This window comes from Lysinibacillus sp. Bpr_S20 (assembly GCF_023337835.1).
GTDB lineage: Bacteria > Bacillota > Bacilli > Bacillales_A > Planococcaceae > Lysinibacillus.
Map to the genome: position 1 here is coordinate 549,791 of NZ_JALNLQ010000002.1, position 11,509 is coordinate 561,299.

An 11,509-nucleotide genomic window follows, 5' to 3' on the forward strand; every position below is an offset into this window, starting at 1 on the left:
GGTTACGATACGTCTAGGAGGGGCTATTTTGAAAAAAAATATGTTTACCCGAATAACGATCGTGCTATTTATTATCGGTTTGATGATAGCGGTACAATACAATACCATAAAGCAACCAGCTGAGCGAGATACACGAGATATTTGGGCCATAAGAGAGGAATTAGCAGAAGAGAAGCAAAGGCATTCCGCATTATTAGCAGAAATTCGTTCACTTAATGAAGTAGTGGGTCGCTATGAGCAATCTGAGAAAGCAAATTTACAGTCAGCATTAAATGAAACGTTGAATCGTTTAAAGCTACAGGCCGGGCTAACGGAAATCACAGGTCCAGGAGTTATACTTCGTGTTGAACCAGCACCCGAATTAGTTGAAATGGGTTATGAGATTAAAGAAATATCCCCTGATTTACTAACTCAATTACTAAATGCTCTGTTTAAAAACAATGCAGCGAGTGTCTCGATAGATGGAAATCGTGTTGTTCAGACGACAGCTATTCGAGACATAAATGGAAAAACAACAGTGAACAGTGTACCACTGTCCTCACCACCCTTTGAAATTTATGTTGGGACAAGCTCTTTTAAGGAAGCTCAAAAAATGTACAACTCGTTACAAGCTTCTACATTTATTGATTCCTTTTATTTGGACAACTTCAATTTAATGATAGAAGAACCAACTGAGCATTTAACACTCCCAGCATTTGATAAGCCATTGACAAATGATTATTTAACAGAGGTGGAAAAAGGAGAATAATATATGTGGCTACCATTTTTAGGTTTGATATTTGGACTTGCCCTAGGCTTGTTAACAAATATACAAATACCCTCTATATATGAAAATTATCTGTCAATAGCTGTTTTAGCAGCCTTAGATACTTTATTTGGCGGTATTCGTGCTCAATTACAGCAAGTTTATGACGATAAAGTATTTGTATCAGGCTTCTTTTTTAATATAGCTTTGGCAGCGGGATTAGCCTTTTTAGGTGTGTATTTAGGGATTGATTTGTATTTAGCTGCTATTTTCGCTTTTGGAGTACGTTTGTTCCAAAATATAGCAATAATTAGGCGTATTTTACTAACTCGAATAGATGAGAAACGTCATAAAAGGAACAAAAATTCCATAGAATGAGAGAAAAATTGAGCAAAATACTCGATTTGCTTAGACATTAGGCCGAATTTACAATAGAATGAGAATAAGAGCATTTTTTCAAGGAGGTGCAGCTAATTGAATCAGCAAGATTTATATATTTCTCTTGATATTGGGTCATCCTCTATCAAGGTATTAATAGGTGAAATGAGCGACGGTCAATTACATGTAATTGGAGTCGGAAATGTAAAATCGAATGGAGTTCGAAAAGGTGCGATTGTTGATATTGATGCAACAGTCCAATCGATTCGAAAAGCAATAGATCAAGCTGAGCGAATGACAGGATATCAAATTAATGAAGTCGTTTTAGGTGTTCCTGCTAACCAGACGATGTTACAGCTAGTTAAAGGTGTTGTCGCTGTAAATAGCGAAAATAGAGAAATTACAGATGATGATTTAGATAGAGTAGTAGAATCTGCACAAGTCATGTCAATACCTCCTGAACGTGAATTAGTAAATATTATTCCAAGACAATTTATTGTGGATAATCTAGACGAAATCAAAGATCCACGAGGTATGATTGGTATTCGTTTAGAAATGGATGCCACAATGATCACAACTTCCAAAACACTTTTACACAATGTTCTACGTTGTGTAGAACGTGCAGGTCTAAGTATTCGGGAAATCTATTTACAACCATTAGCAGCAGGTTTTTTTGCATTAACCGAGGATGAAAAAAACCAAGGTACCGCTTTCATTGATTTAGGAGGCGGTTCAACTACTATCACAGTATTCGAAGAGGGACTGTTGACACATACGGGTGTCATTCCAGTTGGTGGCGATCATATCACGAAAGATATTTCAATCGTCTTAAAAACACCAACAGAACAGGCAGAACAGATTAAACATCAATTTGGACATGCCTATTATGATGATGCATCAGATGATGAACTCTTCGAAGTACCGGTTGTAGGGACAGATTCAACAGATCAGTACAGCCAGCGCTTTATATCAGAAATAATTGGCGCTCGTTTGGAAGAATTATTTGAGTTAGTCATCGACGAGTTAGCCCGTCTAGGAGTTAGAGATTTACCGGGCGGTGTTGTTTTGACAGGCGGCGTTGCAAAGCTTGAAGGTATTGCTCAGCTGGCACGCCAGATTCTGCAAACTCGTGTTAGAATATATACACCCGACTATATTGGCGTTAGAGAGCCTTCATTTACGACGGCAGTTGGACTTATTCGTTACGCCTATTTAGAAGATGATTTTTATGGAAAAAGTACTAATACGCAGCCTATTGAATATGCAGTTGTAGGATCTCCTGCAGCCACACCTAAAAAGCAAGAATATGCTGCACCTTCAGAATCAAAAGGAAGCGTAATCGGAAGAGCAAAAAAATTATTTGATAAATTTTTTGATTAACTTCTTTCAGCAAATGTCCTTTGTACCGAAAGCGTAGCGACAGGTACAGCAGTCACCACCTCTTTAGGTGGTGAAATGAATGCGGATTTGAGCTACTTTTCAGCAGATGTCCAAAAACCTGCTGAAAGAAGTTAATGCCTCCGGCGGATGTCACGGAATCGGAAAGGAGTTCTTAGGGGATGTTAGCCTAAAACAATCGCATCCATGCGATAACGGCTAACTGACCTGCATCGGTAAAAACGCCACGTCCTGTGGCATTACCGAAATGACCGACATCGTGTCGGCCCTCGTGCAGGCCTAAGCACAAAGCCGATTCCGGACGCAATTATACCGAGGCATAATTGATCTTGAATGCGTAATGAATGATACAGAGTCGAGTTACCGTGGGAGGAAAAAGAAATGTTAGAATTTGATACAAGTGTTGATCAACTTGCAGTAATAAAAGTTATTGGTGTTGGTGGCGGCGGTAACAACGCTGTCAATCGAATGATAGAACATGGTGTTCAAGGTGTTGACTTTATCGCAGTTAATACGGATGCACAGGCACTAAATTTATCGAAGGCAGAAATAAAGCTACAAATTGGTACGAAACTTACACGTGGATTAGGTGCAGGTGCAAATCCGGAAGTAGGGAAAAAAGCTGCAGAAGAGAGCCGTGAACAATTAGAAGAGGTTCTACGTGGTGCAGATATGGTATTCGTTACAGCTGGAATGGGTGGAGGAACTGGTACTGGTGCTGCACCAGTAATCGCACAAATAGCTCGCGATTTAGGATCTCTTACAGTCGGTGTTGTAACGCGTCCATTTACGTTTGAAGGTCGCAAACGACAAACACAAGCTATCGGCGGTATTGGTGGCATGAAGGAGTCTGTTGATACTTTAATCGTTATTCCAAACGACAAGCTATTACAAATTGTCGATAAATCTACGCCAATGCTAGAAGCATTCCGTGAAGCAGATAATGTTTTACGACAAGGTGTACAAGGTATTTCAGATTTAATTGCAACGCCAGGTCTTATTAACTTAGACTTTGCAGACGTAAAAACAATTATGTCTAATAAAGGTTCAGCGTTAATGGGTATTGGTATTGCTACAGGTGAAAACCGCGCTGCAGAAGCAGCTAAAAAAGCTATTTCAAGTCCACTGCTTGAATCATCAATTGATGGTGCTAAAGGTGTCCTTATGAATATTACTGGTGGCTCAAATCTTAGCTTGTTTGAAGTACAAGAGGCTGCGGATATTGTAGCATCAGCATCAGATGAAGAAGTAAATATGATTTTCGGTTCTGTTATTAACGAAAATCTAAAAGATGAAATTATTGTGACAGTAATTGCGACTGGTTTCTCAGAGGAAGCTCTACAGCAACAGCGTAATACTTCACGTCCGACGTTAAATACAAATAGACAAGCTTCACAGCAACAACAAGCTCCAATTCGTGAGCAACGTCAAGATGTGCATGTACAGCAAGAACAACCACGTCAAAATCAACAAAATTATGTACAGGATGATATGCTTGAGGTACCAGCATTTTTACGTAACCGTAAAAATCGCGGATAAGTCAACATCTAACCTTCTAAAAAGCTCGTATTTTACATTATGTGAAATACGAGCTTTTTATGTTGTTGAAAACTGCTCTTAGCCTTCGTTCCCCTATCGCTAATCCCCGAGGAGTCGCCCAGTCTCCACTCCAATCAACCACTTTACATAGAATGTATCTTCGGACAGGGCACTCTCAAATTTAAAGTGATAAGTGATAAAAAGAAACTTCAACAACAAATGTTTTCTGTGCGAAAGTGAGTTGTTAATGAAGCGACAGCAACAACACAATGGAAGAAGCGGTTCGATGCTCGCTCACCCAGGAAAACGAGTAGTCTGGAGCAGAAAGCATCTTCATTAAAGCGCTGTAACATTCATAAAAATTCCTTTGATTATTTTCAGCGTCTTAAAAATTTATTATGTTCAAATGTGTAAGGAAAGGATGTATTTTGTCAAAACATTTTAATAAAATGATGCGATTGTTTGACAATATTTGTGGGAGTTACATGCTAACTTTGTAAGTAGGAGGCGGCTGTTATGTATGGAGAATGGCTGGTGCTCATTAATACACTTTTCAATCTAGCGATACTCACGTTTACGGCAAAAGTAACAGGGGTTTTAGTAAAGAACACTAGATTATTAATGAGTTCTATTTGTAGTAGTTTTGTAGCTGTAATTGGTGATCAAATGCTGTTGACGACGCTACTGAGTTTTATCTTACTAATCGGGTTAGCTTTTCGCTTCAAGATTCGGAGCTTTCAAAAGCAAGGACCGATTGCTTTAACAGCAACAATCGTTATTGGAGGATTGTTAACAGCATTACAACCGTTTTTAAAAAATCTTTCTGTTATCCATTTTATAATTATTTGCCTACTACTAGCTGTTGGTAATCTTCTTGTTTTTTATAAGCAATGGGGATTTGTAAAGCTTGAGCGTTTAAGTGGCCAGTTTGTGTTTGATACAACGCTAAAAATTTTTGATGTAAAGATACCGCTTTCTGCATTCGTAGATACGGGGAATCAAGCGATTGAGCCACTATCAGGAAAACCTGTTCACTTTGTCTCTTATGCAGCATTGCGTTCGCATTTACCGGCAGCATTTTGCAAATCATTATTAGAATGGCAAGAAACTGATCCGTATAATGTATCCATGTTTTCAGAAGATTATCAGCGTTACATTCGATTTATTCATGTCAATACAGTGCAACAGCAATCGGTTGTACTAGGTTTCCGCTTTGATGAGTGGCATATAAAAGGGGAGCACTCACAAGTGAAAACGAATGAATATATCGTTTTAACAAAAAAGGCTAAAAATTTTCCGCATAGCACAGCAGCAATTTTACATTTTTCAGCGCTTTCAAATAACTCATAGAGGGGGAGAACTATTGCTTCTTAGGCTACTTGCTAGCTTGAAAAAATTTTGGAGTAAGTTTCGGAGTCGTGAAACGTACTATATAGGGGGAAATGATTCATTGCCAGTGCCACTAAGTCGAGAAGAAGAAGTTACAGTCATTGCATCCTTTATGAATGGTGATTTACGAGCTAGAGATACACTCATTGAACGTAATTTGCGTCTTGTTGTTTATATTGCTAGACGTTTTGATAATACGGGTACGCCGATTGAGGATTTAATCAGTATTGGCTCTATCGGTTTAATAAAGGCGATTGAAACGTTCAATACAGATAAAAATATTAAACTTGCCACATATGCATCACGTTGTATTGAAAATGAAATTTTGATGCATTTACGTAAAACAAGTCGCATGAAGGGTGAAGTTTCATTAGATGAACCATTAAACTCCGATGCAGATGGAAATGAATTGTTATTGTCTGATATTTTAGGAACGGAAGAGCATATTATTTTGGACAATGTAGAAAAGAAAATCGAGCGTCAACATATGTTTCATGCCATCAATTTACTAGGTGCGCGTGAAAGATATATTATGGAATGTCGCTTTGGTCTCAATGGAAAAATAGAAATGACTCAAAAAGAAGTTGCTGACCATTTAGGCATTTCGCAATCATATATTTCCCGATTAGAGAAGAAAATTATTCAAGATTTACGTGAAAATCTAAATCAGCCAATATCTTAGAGAGGGAAATTTAACCTGCCTAAAATTGGTCGTAGCTTTTGTGCATATTCTCGTATCTCTCGGACAAACTGATGTAACGGTTTAGTCAGAGAATAACATCCGGAGGAATCGAATATGCGAACTAAAGTAGATCTTTGCGGCTTAGATACATCGACTTTGCCAATTTTAAAGCACGAGGAAATGAAGGAACTATTCATTCGTTTACAAGCTGGAGAAACTGAGATTAGGGAAGAGCTTGTCATGTGCAATTTAAGGTTAGTGCTTAGTATTGTCGGTAGATTTGCCTACAGGGGTGAACAGGCAGATGATTTATTTCAGGTAGGCTGTATTGGCCTCATGAAAGCCATTGATCATTTTGATTTAAAGCATAATGTACGATTTTCAACATATGCTGTACCGATGATCATTGGTGAAATTCGTCGCCATCTGCGTGATCATCATGCATTGCGTGTTTCTCGTTCTCTAAGAGATATTGCCTATAAAGCGATGCAGGCAAAGGAGCAATGGATAACCGATAATTTACGAGAACCAACGATTGAAGAAATTGCTGAAATGATTGACATGAAAAAGGAAGATGTTTTATTTGCTTTAGATGCCATTCAAGACCCAGTTTCCTTACAGGAGCCCATTTATTCAGACGGCGGTGACGCTGTTTATATGATGGACCAATTACGTGATGATGATGTATCGGAAGATCAATGGGTTGCCTACGTGTCAGTAAAGGAAAGTTTGCAAAAGTTAGATGAACGTCAACAAATGATTGTTGCAAAGCGTTTTTATTACGGTGAGACACAAACAGAAATTGCGAAAGAGTTGGGGATTTCTCAAGCGCAAATTTCACGTCTAGAAAAAAACGCTATTGAAACAATGCAGAAAGATTATAAGTAAAAAACATGCGCATCCGAATTCTGGGGTGCGCATTTTATTTATAACAAAATGACTGCTTTCCTGTGGGCGAGCGTCAAGCAGCCTTCCACTTCAATTTGTGCAATTAGAATGAACACTATTTGATAAAGTAAAGGGGTTCACGCACAATTTTGTGTGTGAATCCTTTTTGCTCTTCGGAAGGTGGATGTCGATAAAAATTAAAAGTTAGGTGATAAAACGTGAAAGTTGGTCGATAAAATTCAGAAGTTGGTAGATAAAACGTAAAAGTTGGTAGATAAAAATTAAAAGTTGGGCGATAACTCCTGAAAAGGTCCCGCTCAAATTAAAAAATTGGATGTCCTGTTGTTAAGACGTATGTCATGCGGATAAGTTGAGTGGAGTGGAGGTTAGGCGACTCCTCGAGGATTTGCGATAGAGGAACGAGAAATCAACCACACGTTTTGCCAAAGAGCCAAATTAAATTTAACTATGACAGTTTTACAACATTGACTTGATCATTTCATTTTCATTTAAACCACCATAAACACATAAATATAAAGAGAGAACATAGTTTGTTGAGATAAAACGATGTTGAGAGTAATTGATTTAGGAGGGATAAAATGCGTTTCTCAATGTTACAACAAAAAGAAGTGATTGAAGCAGGTAATGGACGCTTTTTAGGATTTGTGGTAGATGCAGAGGTATCCAATGAAACAGGCTATGTAACGGCTTTTATGATTGCGGAGCCTCGTAAATATCTAGGCTTTTTTCGCGGAGAAGAATCTGTTAGGAAAGTGTATATGAAGGATGTACTTGTAGTTGGAAAAGATGTCATTTTAGTAAAAGCACTATCTTAAAGAGGGAAATTTTTATGTATTAGTTTAAAGCATTGGTAAGGTGAAATGTACTTTCACATAGGTCAGGCTATTCATTGATAATTCAAGCATTGCTTGTTACAATAAAAGAAACTATTGTTGTAAAGTTGGGAAAAACATTGACAAAAATCTTAACAAATTTAAAGAAAATTAATGATCTTATACAAACAGCAAAAAAACGAGCAAATCGTGAAACAGAAAAAATCCAAATTATTGCAGTGACAAAAGAAGTTTCTGTAGAAAGAACACAAGAAGCAATTGATGCAGGGCTTATGCATTTAGGGGAAAACCGCCCTGAAGGTTTAAATCGTAAAGTAGAGGCGATTCAAGCTGATGTTCATTGGCATTATATCGGATCTTTACAAACACGCAAGGTAAAACAAGTTATTAACAGTATCGATTATTTACATTCATTAGATCGTTTAAGTTTAGCACAAGAAATTGAAAAAAGAGCAGACAAACCTGTTAAATGTTTTGTACAAGTTAATGTATCAGGTGAAGACTCCAAACATGGTTTATCGATTGAGGAAGTTCTGCCATTTATTGAATCATTAAAGAATTTTACAAAAATTCAAGTTGTTGGTTTAATGACAATGGCACCAAATACAGATGAGGATACAATTATTCGTTCTGTTTTTAAGCAATTAAAACAATGTCAACAGCAAATAGCCGAGCAAGGATTCGCACACGCACCTTGTACCGAGTTATCAATGGGCATGTCTAATGACTTTGAAATTGCGGTCGAAGAAGGGGCTACGTTTGTTCGAGTTGGAACGGCTCTTGTTGGAATTGAAAGAGGGGAATTGGATGAGCATGAAAAATAAAATTAAAAATTTCTTTTATCTTGAGGAAGAAATAGAAGAAGAAATCACGCAAGCTCCTATTCAACAGCAACAACCCGTACAACAACAGCAACAGATTCAATCTGTGAAGCCGAAAAAAGTTGTAAAGGAGCGCAAGGCTCCAGTTCAGGAAATATTTCCACAGAGTGCAGCACCTACAAACAACATTGTAAGCTTGCAGGCAGCAATGAATTCTAAAGGCGCAAAAGTTGTATTAGTTGAGCCAAGAGTATATGCCGAAGCACAGGATATTGCAGAACACTTAAAAAATAAACGCGCTACGATCGTCAATTTACAACGTATTGATCGAGAGCAAGGTGTAAGAATTATTGATTTTTTGAGTGGTACAGTCTATGCACTTGGCGGAGATATTCAAAGAATTGGTAAAGACATTTTCCTATGCACACCTGATAATGTAGAAGTGTCTGGAGAAATTTCGAATTTTATTTTAGACGATAATTAATAGCGAGGATTGTAGTTTATATGACTTTTTATTTAATCTTGAAGTATGTGTCAATAGCATTTTATGTTTACTCACTAATGTTAGTCGCATATGTTTTAATGTCTTGGGTACCTGCTATCCAAAATTCATCAGTTGGACGAATGTTAGCAAAAGTTTGCGAACCTTATCTCGGGATTTTCAGAAAATTTATTCCGCCAATCGGCATGATTGATATTTCACCTATCGTAGCAATATTTCTCCTTAATTATATTCAAAAAGGGTTATTTATTGTTATTTTAAAAATATACGAGATGTTGCTTTAAAAGAAATCCTCACGAACGGTGGGGATTTTTTATTTATCGGGAATACTAAATTTAGCGTGAATAGGGAAAGGTAAAGCAAATCCAACTTTGGCATGAATGCATATGGAGCGAGTGAAGCGGCTCATCAGCGCCCAGCCAGAATGGAAATCTACCCTACGAGCCTATTTTGAATAATCCTTAAAATACCAATGAAATTGAACTAGTAAAAGAGAGATAATAGAGGTGAATGAAATGGAGCATTTAATACAGCATTTTAGAAAAGACGAGCAGCCTTTTATCGAACAGGTTGTGGGCTGGCAGCATGAGGTAGAGGATCGATATGCTCCTAAGCTTACTGATTTTTTAGACCCTCGACAGCGCTTTATTGTTGCATCAATAATCGGACAGAATGACACATTGAAAACGGCTAGTGCTGGGCTCTTTGATGAGGCAGAAAGACAACGTGTGCTTATTTATCCAACCTATTTTGAGCCTGTGGAGGAAGACTTTCAGCTTACAGTATTTACAATTCAATATCCTGTGAAATTTGTCCAATTACGACATCCAGATGTCCTTGGAGCTTTATTATCTTTAGGGTTGGATCGTGGGAAATTCGGTGATATTCGTGTAAATGACCATTTAGTACAATTTGTAGTAGCGAATGAGGTAGCGGAATATGTACGCTTACATTTAACAGGCATAGGCAAAGTAAAAGTACATGTAGAATCGATTAAAGAGACGGAGCCTTTGCTACAAAACGAGGAAGAGTGGCTAGAAGAGTCTCATACTGTTACTTCTATGCGTTTAGATGTTATTATTTCCACGGTTTTAAAAATTTCTCGTCAGAAAGCGCAAGCATTCATTACAGGTAAAAAGGTACGTGTCAATTGGACTGAACGGGATGCAGTCGCTTTTGAATTACAAGAAGGCGATATTTTATCTGTACGCGGAAGCGGTCGCATAAAAATCATACTGACTGAAGGCCGTACAAAAAAAGATAAAATTCGTTTACAAATCGGTCGATTGACCCAAAAAAGCTAAAAATCAAGTATATTTCATTAATTTTTACTGCTAAGTTCTTGGAATGATTGTATAATAAAAATTACGAATGTACATGTAAAGGAGAGAAGGATCGTATGCCGTTATCACCTATTGATATACATAATAAGGAGTTTACTAAATCTTTCAGAGGTTATGCTGAAGATGAAGTCAACGAATTTTTAGATCAAATTATAAAAGACTATGAAATTTTGTTACGTGAAAAAAAGGAAGTAGACAAACAACTAGAAATGTCCTTAGAACAAGCGAGACATTTTAACTCATTAGAGGAAACGTTACAAAAATCAATTGTTGTTGCACAAGAGGCAGCTGACGAAGTACGAAGAAATTCTCAAAAAGAGGCTAAACTCATTGTAAAGGAAGCAGAAAAAAATGCTGACCGTATTATCAATGAAGCTTTAACAAAGGCTCGAAAAGTAACAATTGAAATTGATGAGCTGAAAAAGCAATCAAAGGTATTCCGTAATCGTTTTAAAATGCTTGTAGAGGCACAACTGGATTTACTAAATGCAGACGATTGGGATCATTTGCTACAATACGATATTGACCTTACTGAAATTCAAGCATCAGTTGAAGAAGCACAAGAAGCCGATCAAGTGTAATTTCTTTCAGCGAATAAGTAGCGTCAGGCTTGGTGCAAGTACAATGCTGATTTCATTATGCGGAGGCATGATTGATTCACTATATGTGTAAACATCGAAACTTGACGTGATTGTTTGATTTTCATATACTATTGAAATAGTAATTAATTTGAACAGATATGCAAACAGGCAGAGACGAAGACAGTATTTGTTAGGCGTAGTTAAGCGATTTGGGGATAGTGCGAGCCCAAACAAGCAAATAACAATGAACATCACTTCTGAGCTAAATAACTGAATGTAGTAAGTTATTTCGTGATGCACAACGTTAACGTGCTTTAAGTGGTAGTGCAATTTTGTGCTACAATTAGGGTGGTACCGCGAGTATAAGCTTCTCGTCCCTTTGAGGGATT

At 37.5% G+C, this 11,509-nt stretch carries 13 protein-coding genes and 1 other annotated feature; all 13 genes read left to right on the forward strand.

Features of this window, described 5'->3' with window-relative positions; all coding sequences use genetic code 11:
- Window positions 1–28 precede the first annotated feature (28 nt).
- Window positions 29–748, forward strand: coding sequence for a DUF881 domain-containing protein (locus MWJ95_RS07080; RefSeq protein WP_249104874.1), 720 nt, complete (start codon window positions 29–31; stop codon window positions 746–748).
- Window positions 749–751: 3 nt separating this feature from the next.
- Window positions 752–1,123 (forward strand): small basic family protein, encoded by a 372-nt coding sequence (locus MWJ95_RS07085; RefSeq protein WP_249073221.1) that lies wholly within the window; start codon window positions 752–754, stop codon window positions 1,121–1,123.
- Between the two features lie 96 nt (window positions 1,124–1,219).
- On the forward strand, window positions 1,220–2,503 hold the full coding sequence (ftsA, locus tag MWJ95_RS07090; RefSeq protein WP_249073220.1) for a cell division protein FtsA: 1,284 nt from the start codon (window positions 1,220–1,222) through the stop codon (window positions 2,501–2,503).
- 399 nt (window positions 2,504–2,902) lie between these two features.
- On the forward strand, window positions 2,903–4,060 hold the full coding sequence (gene ftsZ, locus MWJ95_RS07095; protein WP_249073219.1) for a cell division protein FtsZ: 1,158 nt from the start codon (window positions 2,903–2,905) through the stop codon (window positions 4,058–4,060).
- Between the two features lie 516 nt (window positions 4,061–4,576).
- Window positions 4,577–5,410, forward strand: coding sequence for a sigma-E processing peptidase SpoIIGA (locus MWJ95_RS07100; RefSeq protein ID WP_249104876.1), 834 nt, complete (start codon window positions 4,577–4,579; stop codon window positions 5,408–5,410).
- A 13-nt stretch (window positions 5,411–5,423) separates the two neighbouring features.
- Window positions 5,424–6,131 (forward strand): RNA polymerase sporulation sigma factor SigE, encoded by a 708-nt coding sequence (gene sigE, locus MWJ95_RS07105; protein ID WP_049668349.1) that lies wholly within the window; start codon window positions 5,424–5,426, stop codon window positions 6,129–6,131.
- A gap of 114 nt (window positions 6,132–6,245) precedes the next feature.
- Complete coding sequence (gene sigG / locus MWJ95_RS07110; protein WP_004227313.1) at window positions 6,246–7,019, forward strand: RNA polymerase sporulation sigma factor SigG; 774 nt, start codon at window positions 6,246–6,248, stop codon at window positions 7,017–7,019.
- Window positions 7,020–7,618: 599 nt separating this feature from the next.
- The gene (locus MWJ95_RS07115) at window positions 7,619–7,855 is read left to right on the forward strand and encodes a YlmC/YmxH family sporulation protein (protein WP_249073217.1); all 237 of its coding nucleotides are present in this window, start codon (window positions 7,619–7,621) and stop codon (window positions 7,853–7,855) included.
- A 137-nt stretch (window positions 7,856–7,992) separates the two neighbouring features.
- Window positions 7,993–8,697, forward strand: a complete 705-nt coding sequence (locus MWJ95_RS07120; RefSeq protein ID WP_283164639.1) for a YggS family pyridoxal phosphate-dependent enzyme — start codon at window positions 7,993–7,995, stop codon at window positions 8,695–8,697.
- Complete coding sequence (locus MWJ95_RS07125) at window positions 8,681–9,178, forward strand: cell division protein SepF (RefSeq protein ID WP_249104878.1); 498 nt, start codon at window positions 8,681–8,683, stop codon at window positions 9,176–9,178. The genes MWJ95_RS07120 and MWJ95_RS07125 overlap by 17 nt, the downstream gene beginning before the upstream one ends.
- A gap of 20 nt (window positions 9,179–9,198) precedes the next feature.
- Window positions 9,199–9,480, forward strand: a complete 282-nt coding sequence (locus MWJ95_RS07130; protein ID WP_249073214.1) for a YggT family protein — start codon at window positions 9,199–9,201, stop codon at window positions 9,478–9,480.
- A 231-nt stretch (window positions 9,481–9,711) separates the two neighbouring features.
- Window positions 9,712–10,500, forward strand: a complete 789-nt coding sequence (locus MWJ95_RS07135; protein ID WP_249073213.1) for a YlmH family RNA-binding protein — start codon at window positions 9,712–9,714, stop codon at window positions 10,498–10,500.
- A gap of 95 nt (window positions 10,501–10,595) precedes the next feature.
- The gene (locus tag MWJ95_RS07140; protein WP_249073212.1) at window positions 10,596–11,120 is read left to right on the forward strand and encodes a DivIVA domain-containing protein; all 525 of its coding nucleotides are present in this window, start codon (window positions 10,596–10,598) and stop codon (window positions 11,118–11,120) included.
- Window positions 11,121–11,282: 162 nt separating this feature from the next.
- Window positions 11,283–11,502: a binding site (T-box leader), on the forward strand.
- Window positions 11,503–11,509 lie beyond the last annotated feature (7 nt).

Coding starts and splice junctions, on each gene's coding strand:
- MWJ95_RS07115 (WP_249073217.1), top strand. CDS start 7,619: ATGCGTTTCTCAATGTTACAACAAAAAGAAGTGATTGAAGCAGGTAAT.
- MWJ95_RS07140 (WP_249073212.1), top strand. CDS start 10,596: ATGCCGTTATCACCTATTGATATACATAATAAGGAGTTTACTAAATCT.
- sigG (WP_004227313.1), top strand. CDS start 6,246: ATGCGAACTAAAGTAGATCTTTGCGGCTTAGATACATCGACTTTGCCA.
- MWJ95_RS07100 (WP_249104876.1), top strand. CDS start 4,577: ATGTATGGAGAATGGCTGGTGCTCATTAATACACTTTTCAATCTAGCG.
- MWJ95_RS07135 (WP_249073213.1), top strand. CDS start 9,712: ATGGAGCATTTAATACAGCATTTTAGAAAAGACGAGCAGCCTTTTATC.
- ftsZ (WP_249073219.1), top strand. CDS start 2,903: ATGTTAGAATTTGATACAAGTGTTGATCAACTTGCAGTAATAAAAGTT.
- MWJ95_RS07130 (WP_249073214.1), top strand. CDS start 9,199: ATGACTTTTTATTTAATCTTGAAGTATGTGTCAATAGCATTTTATGTT.
- MWJ95_RS07125 (WP_249104878.1), top strand. CDS start 8,681: ATGAGCATGAAAAATAAAATTAAAAATTTCTTTTATCTTGAGGAAGAA.
- MWJ95_RS07085 (WP_249073221.1), top strand. CDS start 752: ATGTGGCTACCATTTTTAGGTTTGATATTTGGACTTGCCCTAGGCTTG.